General features: G+C 37.1%; 12 protein-coding genes and 1 riboswitch. Of the genes, 3 read left to right on the top strand and 9 right to left on the bottom strand.

What is annotated here, in order from left to right:
• Window positions 1–125: 125 nt before the first annotated feature.
• Window positions 126–1,718, bottom strand: a complete 1,593-nt coding sequence (locus CLO1100_RS03810; protein WP_014312440.1) for an MDR family MFS transporter — start codon at window positions 1,716–1,718, stop codon at window positions 126–128.
• 163 nt (window positions 1,719–1,881) lie between these two features.
• Here CLO1100_RS03810 and CLO1100_RS03805 point away from each other — a divergent pair, with 163 nt between their 5' ends.
• On the top strand, window positions 1,882–2,319 hold the full coding sequence (locus CLO1100_RS03805) for an asparagine synthase C-terminal domain-containing protein (RefSeq protein ID WP_347456371.1): 438 nt from the start codon (window positions 1,882–1,884) through the stop codon (window positions 2,317–2,319).
• A gap of 45 nt (window positions 2,320–2,364) precedes the next feature.
• Here the strand turns inward: CLO1100_RS03805 and CLO1100_RS03800 are convergent, their stop codons facing one another.
• From CLO1100_RS03800 to CLO1100_RS03790, 3 genes are all read right to left on the bottom strand, one after another.
• Window positions 2,365–3,675 (bottom strand): MFS transporter, encoded by a 1,311-nt coding sequence (locus CLO1100_RS03800; RefSeq protein ID WP_014312439.1) that lies wholly within the window; start codon window positions 3,673–3,675, stop codon window positions 2,365–2,367.
• Window positions 3,676–3,773: 98 nt separating this feature from the next.
• Window positions 3,774–4,508: an ABC transporter permease subunit gene (locus CLO1100_RS03795; RefSeq protein WP_014312438.1), complete on the bottom strand. Its 735-nt coding sequence runs from the start codon at window positions 4,506–4,508 to the stop codon at window positions 3,774–3,776.
• Window positions 4,480–5,262 carry an ATP-binding cassette domain-containing protein gene (locus CLO1100_RS03790; RefSeq protein WP_014312437.1) on the bottom strand — a complete coding sequence of 261 codons (783 nt, stop codon included), beginning with the start codon at window positions 5,260–5,262 and terminating at the stop codon, window positions 4,480–4,482. Before CLO1100_RS03790 ends, CLO1100_RS03795 begins: the two co-directional genes overlap by 29 nt.
• A 281-nt stretch (window positions 5,263–5,543) precedes the next feature.
• On the opposite strand from CLO1100_RS03790, the gene CLO1100_RS03785 reads away from it, so the two are divergent.
• Both CLO1100_RS03785 and sugE read left to right on the top strand, forming a co-directional pair.
• The gene (locus CLO1100_RS03785) at window positions 5,544–6,734 is read left to right on the top strand and encodes a cation:proton antiporter (RefSeq protein WP_014312436.1); all 1,191 of its coding nucleotides are present in this window, start codon (window positions 5,544–5,546) and stop codon (window positions 6,732–6,734) included.
• A 58-nt stretch (window positions 6,735–6,792) separates the two neighbouring features.
• Window positions 6,793–6,895, top strand: a riboswitch (guanidine-I (ykkC/yxkD leader).
• 60 nt (window positions 6,896–6,955) lie between these two features.
• Window positions 6,956–7,276: a quaternary ammonium compound efflux SMR transporter SugE gene (sugE, locus tag CLO1100_RS03780; RefSeq protein ID WP_014312435.1), complete on the top strand. Its 321-nt coding sequence runs from the start codon at window positions 6,956–6,958 to the stop codon at window positions 7,274–7,276.
• Between the two features lie 90 nt (window positions 7,277–7,366).
• Here the strand turns inward: sugE and CLO1100_RS03775 are convergent, their stop codons facing one another.
• From CLO1100_RS03775 to CLO1100_RS03755, 5 genes are all read right to left on the bottom strand, one after another.
• On the bottom strand, window positions 7,367–8,941 hold the full coding sequence (locus CLO1100_RS03775) for an ammonium transporter (RefSeq protein ID WP_014312434.1): 1,575 nt from the start codon (window positions 8,939–8,941) through the stop codon (window positions 7,367–7,369).
• A gap of 46 nt (window positions 8,942–8,987) precedes the next feature.
• The gene (locus CLO1100_RS03770) at window positions 8,988–9,257 is read right to left on the bottom strand and encodes a hypothetical protein (protein ID WP_014312433.1); all 270 of its coding nucleotides are present in this window, start codon (window positions 9,255–9,257) and stop codon (window positions 8,988–8,990) included.
• Entirely contained in the window at window positions 9,247–9,585 is a 339-nt protein-coding gene (locus tag CLO1100_RS03765; protein WP_014312432.1) for a P-II family nitrogen regulator, read from the bottom strand. The genes CLO1100_RS03770 and CLO1100_RS03765 overlap by 11 nt, the downstream gene beginning before the upstream one ends.
• Before the next feature lie 213 nt (window positions 9,586–9,798).
• Window positions 9,799–10,743: a MetQ/NlpA family ABC transporter substrate-binding protein gene (locus CLO1100_RS03760; RefSeq protein WP_014312431.1), complete on the bottom strand. Its 945-nt coding sequence runs from the start codon at window positions 10,741–10,743 to the stop codon at window positions 9,799–9,801.
• A 126-nt stretch (window positions 10,744–10,869) separates the two neighbouring features.
• Window positions 10,870–14,280: an insulinase family protein gene (locus tag CLO1100_RS03755; protein WP_014312430.1), complete on the bottom strand. Its 3,411-nt coding sequence runs from the start codon at window positions 14,278–14,280 to the stop codon at window positions 10,870–10,872.
• Window positions 14,281–14,348 lie beyond the last annotated feature (68 nt).

The raw sequence follows: 14,348 nt of genomic DNA, 5'->3' as shown, positions 1-14,348 counted from the left end.
ATTCAAATGCTCTTATGATTTTATTTGTAACAATTATACCTTATCAACAAGTGTTAAACAACGTATTTTTCTTCAAGCCATACATAAAATTCAGCATTTAATGCACTTGCATATTAAATATATGTTTATGCTGCAGATTCTTCTTCTTCGAATTCTTTACTATTATCTTCAGCAGCAGTTTTTACTTTCAAAAATAATGAAAGGATAACACCTACAAGTAAAAGCAAAGCACCTATATAAAATACGCTCGTTAATGCATCTCCCATTACAGCTCGAACTAAATCCATCATCTTGGAAAATAACATTTGAACTTGTTCCGGTAAGCTTGCTTGTATAGCCTCAAGCTTGTTGTTATCCAACAACAATTGAGGATTTGCCATAGCTGTAAATTTTTCAGCAGTTTCACCATCAAGTTTTGTAAGGTCTATTCCAGAACCGGATGCCATTACTGTTTGCATATTTCTTGCCATTGAAGTATTCATAATAGAACCAAATATAGCAATAAAAATAGTACCTCCAAGGTTACGGAAAAGAGTACAAGAAGCTGTTACTACACCTAGCTGTGAAGTTGGAGCAGAATTCTGAGCTGTTGTTGTGAATACTGTCATACCGAATCCTAAACCTATACCAAAAATAATCAAGCTTATAGCAGCCCATACAATGCTATTCATATTTGCCATTATAATCATACTTCCACTCATAATACCTAAACCAAGTACAGCAAATAGCCTGTAATTACCTGACTTTGACATCCAACGTCCCACCAATGTACTAAATATAATCATCATAAGAGACATTGGAATATTTAATAAACCTGATGTTGTTGCTGATAGTCCTTTTACACCTTGAATAAAGAAAGGAATATATGACATAGCACCCATCATTCCGCCACTCATAACAAAGCTTGCAGCGAAAGAAATGGTAACCCCCTGATTTTTAAACATAGAAAGGGGCATAACAGGACTCTTGGCCTTACGTTCAATAATAACAAGAACTAAAATTCCCACTATAGTGGCACCAAAGAGACCTAAAATTTGAGGTGAAATCCATGCATATTTTGTCCCAGCCCATGAGAAGCCCAAAAGTAAGCTGGTTATTGAAAGTGCCAGAAAAATTGATCCCAAATAATCAATACATTCTGAGGAATTCCCCGATAATTTAGGAAACAGGCTCCAAATCATAACTAAGGCAACCACACCTAAAGGTAAGAAGAGCCAAAATAGCCATTTCCAAGCAACATAGTCAACCATAACGCCTCCAAGAACCGGTCCTAGGATACTGGATATACCAAAGATTGACATCATAACACCAGTCCATTTAGCTCTTTCTTGTGGTGGGTATAAATCACCTACAGCCGTAAGTGAAATTGACATTAAAATACCTCCACCAATTCCTTGAACCCCACGGAATGCTATCATTTGAAAAATATTAGCTGACACACCTGTTAAAAAAGAACCTATTAGAAAAACAACAATTCCTGAAAGTAAGAAAATCTTTCTTCCGTAGATATCAGATAACTTTCCAAAAATTACGGTAGAGATTGTTGAGGTAAGCATGTAACCTGTAATTACCCATGAATAATAGTCCATTCCCCCTAATTGAGCAATAATTTTTGGCAATGCCGCACTAATTATTGTTTGATTAATTGCAGCGAAAAACATAGTGGCCATTAACGCTATCATAACCATGGTTTTTCGCTTCTGAGTCAGTTGTTGCATAAATTTCCCTTTCATTCCCATTGAAAATGTATTTTAAGCTACAACCTAACTAAATAGTTAGGTAGGTTACCTAATTAATTTAATAATATATGATGTTTAGGGAAATTAGTCAATACTAAAATGAAAATAAATATGAAAACTACTTTTCAGATGTTTTACTTTTATATCTCTGCGTGAACGAAAGGACCGTATGTCAATGGCAAGTGGACTTGAAGTCAGGGTTCCTTTTGCAGACCACCGGATTCTGGAATATGTTTATAATGTACCATGGAAGATAAAATTTAAAAATAAGGTTGAGAAGTCGCTTTTGAGGGAAGCCATGAGTGATTACCTGCCTGATAAAATTTTGTACAGGAAAAAGAGTCCATACCCCAAAACTCACAACCCTGAGTACGAATCAATAGTCTCAGAAATGTTTGAAGAAGTTATGGCTACTCCAGATTCCATACTCAAGGATATACTGCATCCGGACACTCTGCCACTTCTCCGTTCCGGCAGCAATGTAACATGGTATGGGCAGCTTATGGGAAGACCACAGCTTATTGCATGGCTGATACAGTTGGATTACTGGTTTAAGGAATATAAAGTAACAATAGTTTAACTAAAAAAGGTGTGTTGGAAGAATACCCTCTTCCTGCACACCTTATTAATTTGCATTATTAATTCTGAATTTCGATATGCTAAAAATACTTACTGTCAAAACAACCACCGCTGTAAAAAACAGCATCTGCATATTACCAATTGAAAAACCTACCGGAGAAATTCCTCTGGTTTCCGTTACCTTAATAAAGAATGAACCTATTAAAGTGCCTACAAACCCAATAATACCGTTAACTGCTGATGAAAAACCCATGTATACCGTTTTATTATCGGCAGGAGAGTAACTGTACTGCAAATTGTTCACAGATATGTTTACTCCTGAAATTGCAGCTCCACCGAGGATATGAGCTATAGGCATCAGAATATATACAGTGTCCGGATTTATGAAAAACCAAGTTAGAAAGCTTAAAATCTGTAGAACAATCATTAGCTTCATAATATAGAGCCATGATTTTTTATCTGCAATTCTTCCCCAGAATCTGACGGATATAACACTTGTAATTGAAGCCAGAACGGCCATAGCCGTAACAAGGCCATATCGTAAATGAAGGGTCGATACCATATAAACCGAGGTAAACGGGAAAGCAATCTGATAACCTAAATTCCATAATAGAGTTATGAAAGTTATTTTCATAAAATTCTTGTTTTTAGCTGGTAGTGTAAATAAATTCTTAATTGAAACCCCTGATTTTAAAACAGGATTAACCGGCTCTTTAATTTTTGAAAACAATATAATATTTACAAAAGCCGTAACAATAACAAAAGCGTATAATACAATAAATCCGGTAAATTGGTGTCCTATCTGCTCAAATTTATCGAGAACCTGTCCCATAAGAAGGGTAACAACAGTAACTGTACCCAAAACTATTGATTCCCGTTTGCCATAATAGGCACCTCTAATTCTTTCAGGGGTTATATTCAGAAGCCACGTCTGTGCGTATGGGATTGTAAAAGCCATAATTAAGTTAGCAATGAAGAATACCCATATCAACAATTGAACCCTTACTGTTTTGTATGGACTTATAAAAGGTATAAGTATCATCAGCCCCATCATTAATCTTCCAATAAAACATAGCATACAGGTCAGCAATTTTCTGCTTTCCAGCTTCTCAAGAACTATAGGAGAAAACACCGTCACTATTCCCGCCAATACCGGAATCGCAGCTATAATTCCCGACTGTTCATTGCTTGCGCCAAGGTATTTAGCAAATCCAACCAAAAAAGCTCCGCTGGTAAGGGTAAGAATACTTCTGGCGGTACAGCCTTCAAAAATAGATATATTCCTTGAAACCCTCATATCTTCTTCGGAAAGGCTTTTTTTATTAAAATAAATTTCCCTGAACTTTAATAAATTCACGGCTATGTACACCTCTGTTTTATAAGAAATACAACTTGTCCAAATAAAAAGTTGACATAAATTATTATATATCATAAGTACGACTTGTGAAAAGAAATTTATCTCCATTTGACTATTTTTTGTTCTAATAGATCAATCAAGAAAAACAGTGCTATCCCTACAGAAGACAACACTAAAATTCCCTTGTACATACTGATATAATCTATTCTGGTCCAGGCATCAAGAATATAGTACCCCATCCCCCATGAAGTACCATAAGCCTCGCAGAAAAAAAGAACAGACAGTGCAGAGCCTATTGTTACACGCAAGCTGGTTAATATACCCGGTATGATTTCAGGTACCACAATATGGTACAGAATCTGCCCTTGGGATGCCCCCATGCTTCTTATATTGTAGATACACTCTTTATCTATGCCGACAACGGAATCTCTTACGGTTATTATTATTTGAAAGATAATTATCATTGTTATAAGAATTATTTTGGAAGCCCCTCCCAAACCGAATATAGTCATAATTATAGGAAGCAGTGCTGTTTTTGGAACAGGATATGTGAAAAATACCAATGGGTTAAGAATTTTATTCCACATTTCCGATACAGCCATTTTATACCCTATTAATGACCCCAGTAAAAGTGCTATTGTTACTCCGGCAAATACCCTCCAAAGGCTTATACTTATATGCAGGAACATGGCCTCTTGAAAAAATAAATAAAAACTCCTGTATACCCTTATAGGGTTGGGAATTATCCTTGTTCGAAATGTTAAGTATATTGCATACCATATCAAATTTATAAATAACATACCCTCAGCATACACTGTTACTTTCTTCTTCACCGTACCCCTCCCATTCTTCCTTTATCAGCTGTCTTACTATTGCCGCAAGCTTTGTGTAACGGACTGCCGACCTATCGTCATATTCACTACTTAAAGTTGTAATATCAGCAATAATCTTTCCCGGAGAGGCTGAAAGTACAATTACCCTGTCAGCCAAAAAGACAGCCTCTTCTATACTATGTGTAACAAGTACTGCCGTAGCCTTGAAATCCCTTAGAACACAACGTAACATATTTTGTGCATATTCACGTGTTAGGGCATCTAATGCCGAAAAAGGTTCATCCAGTAACAATAAATCCGGCTTTATCATAAGACTTCTAGCCACTGCAGCCCTTTGAAGCTGTCCTCCGCTAACTTGTGAAGGATACCGGTCCATTATATCTTCTATTTCCATTCTTCGGGTTATTTCTAGCAGTCTTGAATAAACTTCCCTATCCAAAGGAAGCTTTCTAATTTTTACAGGCAGCAGGCAGTTATTACGGATGGTTTTCCATCTCAGAAATCCGCTATTCTGAGGAATATATGCAATTCTGTGTAAGTTTGGCTTTAAATCCTCTCCGTCTAGCCTTAAACTACCCGTAAAGTTGCTTTGGACTCCTGCCATAATTCGAAGCAAACTTGTTTTCCCACAGCCAGACGGACCAATTATCGCACAAGTTTCACTATTGGCCACCTGTAAAGTTATAGGCCCTGCGGCAGAATGTTTCTTTCCCTTTGATTCATAGTAAACACTAACATCTGTCATTTCAAGCATAAGTTCACTCCTTTAGTGTAAGCCTGATAATATGGATTATATTTCTAATATATGCATGAGTATTACAAAAAATAAAAGATACCAAAAATCAAAGGGACTTGTTGATTTATGGATTAACATGGTATAATAGCACTGTGAGATTTCTGTTGATAAGTGTTTTCTGTCTTCCAACGAGGGAAGTCCGTTAGTGACTTTCCTTTTATTTATGTCAAATGGAAAATTCACAATACATAATGTTGAATGAATATTCAAAGATTAATAATAGTAAAGAAGGTGTAAACTTGGAAAAGGTTCTTATTGATATTGCCCTTATTCTGATTTTTACAAAAATAGGAGGGCTTGTAAGCAGGAAATTGAAAATGCCTGAGGTATTGGGCGCATTAATTGCAGGTGTTATTCTCGGCCCTGCGGTTCTGAAGCTTGTTGATTATACCGAACACATAAAGTTGCTGTCCGATTTGGGTGTAATTATGCTTATGTTTCTTGCCGGTCTTGAAACTAACGTGGATGAGCTGAAAAAAGCGGGAAAAACATCTCTAGTTATCGCCCTAGGTGGAGTAATTGTGCCATTGATACTGGGAACAGCGGCTGCGTATCTGTTTTTTACAAACTTCTGGGAAAACCTCTTTGTGGGTGTAATTCTAACGGCTACCAGTGTTAGTATTTCGGTTGAAACACTTAACGAGCTTGGCAAGCTCAATACAAAAGCCGGGGTAAATATCCTGGGAGCAGCTGTTATTGACGATGTTCTGGGTCTGATTCTCATATCAATCGTTCTTGCTGTATCCAAAACTGTGGGAAGCGGTGCATCTGGTTCAGATGCCGTATTAAGCCTTGTTCTGACCTTTGTTAAAATAATTGTATTCTGTGTAATTGCAGTAATTATGATTGTAATAGTGCCTAAATTTATTAATAAAATCAAGGCTGACAGTAGTCACAAGAGGGATCTTTTAACCTATGCCATAGCTATGGCGCTTATTCTGGCATTTATATCAGAATTGCTTGGTATTGCTGCAATAACAGGAGCATATATCTGCGGTTTGACGCTTTCACAATTCATACACAGAGAGTACATTGAGAAAAATGTCAAAGCTATATCATCGGGATTTTTGTCACTGATATTCTTTGCGAGCGTGGGTATAGCAGCGGATATCAAGGGGTTGAACTTCGAAGTTGTTCTTATTACACTTGTTATGTTTGTGATAGCAGTTGTTGGTAAACTCTTTGGGTGCGGAGGAGCGGCAAAGCTGTTCAAAATGAGCAAACGTGAATGTATTCAAATCGGAGTAGGTATGATTTCAAGAGGTGAGGTTGCAATTATTACAGCAAACATTGGAATGCAAAACAAGATTATCTCCGAGGAAATATACATTCCAACACTGATTGTAGTTATACTTACAACAGTAATAACCCCTGCATTATTAAAGATTGTATTCAGCTCAAAGCACGGTTTGAATGATTCAGCAGCCTAATCTTGTCACCTATTGACTAGCCGTAAACCTTTTGATATTATCTATGTAAACAAAATAGTATATAGTTTTATAGGGTTCCGCAGTTAAAATTAATAGCTGGTCTGGTCCAAGATAAAACGCACAGTTTTCTGTGTTCACGGAAGGATAAAAGCCTGGGAGATATTTTATATTAATATCATCCCAAGGCTTTTTTTATTTTTATTATAAGGAGAGTTTAGCATATGAAATGGATAATGCTGATAGTTGCGGGTATGCTGGAAACGGGCTGGGCGGTAGGGTTAAAATATTCTCATGGATTTACAAAACCTATACCAAGTATTTTTACTATAGCGGGTATGATAGCAAGTTTCTTCTTTTTATCATTGGCACTAAAGAATCTTCCCCTTGGTACGGCATACGCAATTTGGACCGGAATTGGTACAGTTGGTACTGTAGTTTTAGGAATAATATTATTTAAAGAGCCTATTGATATAATAAGGCTGATTTGTATCGGGTTTATAGTAGTTGGAATAGTAGGGTTAAAGGTTGTATCTACACATTAATGTTCCGTTTGCTTCCAATACGTAAAAGGGGCTGTAGCAAAACAGAAAGTTGTTCTGTTTTGCTACAGCCTTTTACATGGTTATTCAAATCTATACCTTTAAACTTGTCTCTTTGATCTTTAATTTACTTAAATACAGGTCATCTGCTTTCTGGAAGTCCAATTCTGACTTAACAATCTGGAAATCAGGATATCCGTAGGCTCCCATTTCCTCAAGATCACAGCCCTCAATCTCAACCTCCGGACTAACTCTTATACCCCAAACCTTGTCAAGGAGCCTCCAGAATACATATGAGCCTCCGAAGCCCCACACTATAAGAACTCCTACTGCTATCAGCTGTGCAACCAGCTGTGAAGCGTCTCCGTAGAATAAGCCTTTTACTCCCCCTGCTACACCGTTAATACCGTCACCATAACTCCCGTCTGAAAATAGCCCCACACATAGAACTCCAAATACACCGTTTACAGCATGAACTGAAATAGCTCCCACCGGGTCATCAAGCTTCAGCTTGTTTTCTACAAAAGCAACAGAAATACAAACCAGTATTCCGGCCAGCGCACCTATTATAAAAGAAGATATGGCATTAACAAATGCACATGGGGCAGTAATTGCCACCAGACCTGCAAGTGCTCCGTTACAAGTCATGGAAGGGTCAGGTTTTCCGTATTTACCCCACATATAAAACATTGCAACCAGCCCCCCTATAGCCCCGGCTATCATAGTGTTTGTAGCAACAACCGCCAGTCTGAAATCTCCGGCATTAAGGGTCGAACCGGCATTGAAGGAAAACCAGCAAAAGAACAGAATAATCGTCCCTACCACCGCCATGGGTATATGGTGTCCTGGAAATGCTCTTGCGGTACCATCTTTTTTGAACTTTCCTATTCTAGGCCCTATGACTATAGCCGCCGCAATAGCCATCATACCACCCATAGAGTGGACTACTGCAGATCCGGCAAAATCAACAACCCCATGACCTAAGCCAAAGTTTTTGCCAAGGGTAGCCATCCACCCTCCGCCCCATACCCAGTTTCCAAACAAGGGATAATATATCATTGATATGAAGAAGGAAGCTATTACAACAGCCGAATATTTTACTCTTTCTGCAACTGCTCCAGTTGGAATAGTACAAGTAGTGTCCATAAACACCATTTGGAAGAAGAATAAAGCGTATATCCCTGCATCATAGGTTCCTCCGCTCTGCAGGAAGAATCCCTTATACCCTAAGATTCCTCCAAAACCGGGGATTGAAACCATGCCATTTAAAACTGATCCGCCTGTTCCCAAGCCAGCGGCTCCTCCGGAGCCTCCGAACTGTAATGCGAAGCCTACCAGAAAATACCCCACCGCACCGACAAGAAAAACCATTAAGTTCATTGTTATCGTATGAGCGGCATTTTTACTTCGGCAAAAGCCTGTTTCAACCATTGCAAATCCACACTGGAAGAAAAAGACCATAAATCCGGTAATCATAATCCAAACAAAGTTAGCACTGTATTGAGCTCTGCTTGCAGCGTTGGCAACATCCGAAAGGGTTTCCTTACCTGTTACAGATGTATATGAAGCACCTGTAGGGTCCCCTGCTGCCATAACAACAGTTGAAATAAATAGTGTAAGTATAGCAACTACTGAAATAAAACTTAATATTTTTGCAACTCTTTTCATCGTTATCCCCCATTTCATTCTGAATTTTAATATATAAACTGTTTGCTTATCTCGCAGTCTTTTGTTTTCTGAAATTGCTCCATGAAAATACTGAAGTTTCCTTATATAGCTCTTTTTTTAGTTTTAAAACCGAAAGCAGGTATCTGAACCCCAGATATACAACAGCCACGCCGAATAATATCCCGGAGACATTTGTGTTTATTACTTTGAAGGTTATATCGTTTATCCAGCTGTAAAAAATGAAAAATATACCTGAGAGGCATATACCTGCTGACAATGCGGTCAGTAAAATAATAAAAGCTTTTTTATATTGCATCTTCACCACTCTCACTTGTTCTTATTTTCACAGCTTCTTCAACGTTATACACAAAAATCTTTCCATCGCCTACGTTACCTGTTTTAACCCTCTCTGTAACCTTTTGTATTATTTTCTCGACTGCATCATCGTGGACAACAGTTTGAACCATTACTTTAGGAAGAAGATTTATTGTAATCTCGGCGCCTCTGTATATTTCTTTTCTTCCCTTTTGATGCCCGCAGCCTGAAACCATTAACACCGTCATACCGAATATTTGTGATTCATTTAATATTTCCTTCACATCTTCCAGCTTTTCGGGTCTGATAATCATTTCGATTTTTTTCATAAAAACTCATCTCCTTAATCTATTGATAAAAATAAAAAACACCGGATTTCCTCACGGAAACCGGCGTCATTGCCAAGTATTGGTTATATATAAATATAAAAAATGCCAATTCTGATTAAAATACAGAATTGGCATCGTTGCCTACTAAAAAATAAAATTTTATAACCATATATTACCATATGTGCTTCCAGTTTACAATAGCATTTATGAAATTTATTTAAGCTTTTCCTTCAAATCATTTTCTGTAATCTTTTTATTCAGCAAGTGTTCCCTTTCAGCCCACTCTATAGTAGATTTCAATTCGCTATCAGCAGGAAGTCCGGCTTTTCTGTAATCCGGCAGTACAATACTTCCCTTCATATCCTTTGGGTATCCAATAAATTTAATTATTTCGTCTTGATACTCTTCTATTGGATTTTCCTTTAGATATTTGACAGATTCATTATAGGCTTCATTCAATTTTTTAATTACTGATGTTTTTTCTTTAATTGTAGTATCTTTAAAGGCAATTACATTGCTGTAAATACTGTTTCTATAAGCAGAATCCAGTACAACGGCACCTTGTTTAATTGCCATTGAAGAAAAAGGCTCGGGAAGCAAAGCAAGCTGAACCTGGTTATGCTGTAGCATCTCCAGACGAACCGGGATGGAAGGCACTGCCACTTTTTCAACTTCATCAATACCGATACCGTTTTTATTCATAATTTTATCCAGTGCGTACTCAATTATGGTATTTTCAGATATTGCAACCCGGTGTCCTTTTACTTCTTTTATGCTTTTTATGCCAGATTGCTTACTTGCCAAGAGTATAAAATCTCCGTCTGTAACTCCTGTTATTTTCACTTTAAATCCTGCGTTTTGGTAAAGGCAGACAGCTACCATGTCACATAAAACACCGTCAATGTTCGAGCTTTGAAATGCCGCGTCCCTTTCTCCGGCACTTTTGAACACCTCCATATCTACGCTTAACCCATATTTATGAAAAATACCCTTGTCCCGGGCGATTATGTAGGGTATAGCATCAACTGCCGGCGTAAGGCCTATTTTCAAGTGTTCTCCGCCTTCTTGGCCCTTTTCATTTTTACATCCACAGGCAGCAATAATAGATAAAAAGGCTAATGCTGCACAAAGAATTTTTAAAATCAATTTATTTCGCATATGTTTCAACCTCCATAAAAGCACTATATTACACATTTATCTTTTTTATGAATAATAAAACCCCCGATTACTACAGCCATTGTTGCTGTAGTAATCGGGGGTTTCGTGCTGCTGCATATAAATAGACTATTTTGCTGCCAGCTTCTGATTAAGGTTATTTAAAACAGTAGTGACAAAGTCAGACGTTACTTCTCCTTTCGGATTAAAATTGCCCTTGTCATCCAGCTTTATAACATCAAACCCGACCAAAGCATTAACTGCATTTTTTGACCATGATGCAACCGAATTAATGTCTGCGATCTCAGGCTTTGCAGTCGGAAGCTGTACACCGCTTAAAGCTGCTATTTTACATATAAACACCGCAAGTTCTTCTCTTGTCAGTTTTCTATTTTCATAGTAGTTTCCCTTTTTATCTGGTGTTATCAATCCCTGCTGCTTAGCGATTTCAAGAGGGTTTGGAGCACCTGCAAGAACCAGTTCAAAGAATTGGCCTCTTGTAATAGTACTAGTTTTGGTATCCTGTCCCTGCTCCAAGGCTACTATATTATCATAAAGCTCCTTGTTTTCACTAAGTTTTTCCTTACTTCCTGCCGTAGAATATGTTCCGCTTTTAAGCATGTTTTCAATCATGGAAGCCGTATCCTTGACATCATTGACGGTAACAGATTTAATTTCTTTCAATATCTGTAAGATATCCTCTGATTTAATACCCATCAGATAGTAACCAAGTGCAGTATTGGCACCTGATATTTCTCCGGAAGACACAGTGTAATTGCTGAAGGACTTTAAGATATAACTATCCAGCTGTTCCTGTGTAAGATTAATATTCTTAATAAATTCCGGCAATCCGTTGTATACCTCAAAGGTTTCCTTAATATTTGGGTCACGGTAGGATGCAAGCATAAAGCCTTCATCACCGAACTCAACTATGTTGTCATACGCACCATAACCGAATCTTATCTTTGGAGTAATGTAGTTTTCGTTTATTACTGAACCTATTGGAATATATTTTCCGTTAAATACAGTTCCCATTTTTTCATATGTTGCATAAAGCATATTATATTGTACAGAGCCGTCTACAGATATACCCTCACTTTTTGCAGGCTTAGGAAGTTTTGAATAATCCTGTTTTGCAATATCCTTTGATGGTATTCCGAGGGTAAACTTCTTTATTGAAGTTTCAAATTTGCTAATACTGTTTTTATTTCCCGTAAAAGTTACTATTAAATTCTTTTTGTTTGTAACCAAGGCTTTAACATTATCCAGCTCTTTCAAGACCCCTTTAGGATTTTTGGAAAATTCTTTTTCCAATTTTGTAAGGAAATTATAATAATCAATAGCAGAAGCATAATTCAGATAGTTATATGCTTCATTGAAATATGATCTGCTTCTCATTACCTGTATACTTAAAGGGTTGCTTGTATATTGAGTTTTTATTTCTGATATCCGGGACTTGACTATATTCAAAATATCAGTACTTTTATTAACCTGTGTATTTAAAATGATGTCTTTGACAACCTCAAGCTGCTTGTCATAATCCCCTATTATACCGGACCAGGAAACATTTAAAACAGGAGAGTATTTTTTATAAGTTTTGTCAGTTACAACAGATAAATTGAATGATACTCCGTTGATATATCTTGTCTTGAGATTACCCAACTCAGCCTTTTTACTGTTTTTGGTATCAAGATTTCCTAATAATTCCGTATATAGCTTTAAATAATGTAGCTTATCCGCAGGAACAGATGAAGTATCGAAATAAAGGCTGGTGGATTCCGTCTCCCCAACATTTGCTTCTGCAGATATCAATCTTACTCCGTCTGATTTAGATTCTTTAATATTATAATTTTTAACTTCCTCCGGTAAATCCGAAATCTTCACAGCCTGAATACTTTTAACTACATCTTTATTATCTTCCCTGCTGTTCCACTCGTTGTAGGTTTTTGTTTCATTTATAATTGTATCTATTTGCTGTTGGCTCATTGACGCCTTTAAGTCAGACAAATACTTTTTCTGTTCTGCTGCCTGCTTTTCTGAAAGTCCTGCCTCAGGAACAGTAGTAACCAGGGCGGTGTTTTTATTTTTTAAAAGGAATTTTTCTGTAAGAGCTTCAAAATATCTTTTGCCAGACTTAGCAGAAATAGACTTAATATTCTTGAGCATATTATTGTAAAAATCAATGCTGTCGAAATTGGCCCAGAAGCTGCCCATCTGTGTAGATAAATTTACGCCCAGATTGGGAGTTTCGGTGATATTTGATACTCCCCTTAATTCACCGGCAAGTACAGCATCAACATCAGCCGACTTAAAGCCCGACTTTACAATACTATTCAGGTATTTATCAATAAGTGCTTTAATATCAGCTTTTTTACTTTCATCAGTATTTTGAGCCGAGAAACTCAAAACGGGTATTGATAATCCGGTGTTGTAATTTATTACAATATCTCCTCCGAGTTTTTTATCCCTGAATTCCTGTTTTAATGGCGATGTGTCGCTTCCAATAAGTTCACTTAACACAGCTATTCCCAGTAAATCTTCATCGGACATATTTACAAGAGGAAAACAATAATCAATCTGGGAGGCATTTTTAGTATCGGTACCGGCAGCCACCGGATATTTAAAAGTTTTTTCAATTGTTTTCTTAAATGGCTCCAGCTTTAACTCATCGATCTTAATATCTTTTTTATCATACTTTGAAAGGTAACTATCATCAATCATTTTAAGAAAGCTTTGATAATCCACATTTCCGTAGAGAACCATAAGTGAATTGGAAGGATGGTAGTAAGTGTTATGGGTTTTAATTACATCCTCATATACCAAATCCTTTACCTTATCAGGGTCACCTCCGGATACAGTGGATTGCGTACTGTTGGGAAAAAGTGTTTTCATACCGTTGTATGAGGCAGCAGTAGATATATTCCCCAAAGCACCCTTCATTTCATTATATACCGTACCGCTTATATTTAGGTCCGCCTTGCTGTCTGCCATTTCATATCTCCAGGCTTCCCTTTTGAAAATATTCTTGTCGTTATATACTGAGGGATGATAAACACAATCCAGATAAACCTCTGTCAACTTTAAAAGCTGATCCTCACTCAGTGAAGAGACAGGATATGTAGTAAAGTTTTGAGCGGTAAATGCATTTATAAAAGTAGAATATGTCTGATTTAAAATTGTAAATAGAACGTTTTTCATAGGATATTTCTGTGAGCCGGATACGGTTATATGCTCCAGCACATGATTTACTCCCGTATCATTGAAGGCAGGTGTTTTGAATGAAATATCAAAAGCCCTGTTGGTATCCTTATTTTGTATAAAAATAAGCTTTGCACCTGTTTTTGCATGCTCAAATAAAACAGTTTTACTGTCGATTATTTCCATATTCCCAACTTCCTGAACCTTGAAGCCGGACACTACCTGCCCTACCTCCGGCAATGCCTTGAGTTCCGTTTGAGCAGCACTTACACAGGGTGCAGCATTGAGAAATAGGCTCAAAATTAAAACAAATGACAGCATGTACGAAACAACTTTTTTCATCACTCTGATCTCCTTTTATTATTTTCTAATCCTTAATTTGTAAAACTATACGATAATAATAAGAATTT

Origin of the sequence: Clostridium sp. BNL1100, from assembly GCF_000244875.1 — a bacterium.
Classification (GTDB): Bacteria; Bacillota; Clostridia; order Acetivibrionales; family DSM-1351; genus Ruminiclostridium.
Note: the sequence above shows the minus strand (reverse complement) of the source record. Positions and strands in the feature narration are given on the sequence as shown.

Coding starts and splice junctions, on each gene's coding strand:
- CLO1100_RS03755 (WP_014312430.1), bottom strand. CDS start 14,280: ATGAAAAAAGTTGTTTCGTACATGCTGTCATTTGTTTTAATTTTGAGC.
- CLO1100_RS03760 (WP_014312431.1), bottom strand. CDS start 10,743: ATGCGAAATAAATTGATTTTAAAAATTCTTTGTGCAGCATTAGCCTTT.
- sugE (WP_014312435.1), top strand. CDS start 6,956: ATGAAATGGATAATGCTGATAGTTGCGGGTATGCTGGAAACGGGCTGG.
- CLO1100_RS03770 (WP_014312433.1), bottom strand. CDS start 9,257: ATGCAATATAAAAAAGCTTTTATTATTTTACTGACCGCATTGTCAGCA.
- CLO1100_RS03810 (WP_014312440.1), bottom strand. CDS start 1,718: ATGCAACAACTGACTCAGAAGCGAAAAACCATGGTTATGATAGCGTTA.
- CLO1100_RS03765 (WP_014312432.1), bottom strand. CDS start 9,585: ATGAAAAAAATCGAAATGATTATCAGACCCGAAAAGCTGGAAGATGTG.
- CLO1100_RS03775 (WP_014312434.1), bottom strand. CDS start 8,941: ATGAAAAGAGTTGCAAAAATATTAAGTTTTATTTCAGTAGTTGCTATA.
- CLO1100_RS03790 (WP_014312437.1), bottom strand. CDS start 5,262: ATGCTTGAAATGACAGATGTTAGTGTTTACTATGAATCAAAGGGAAAG.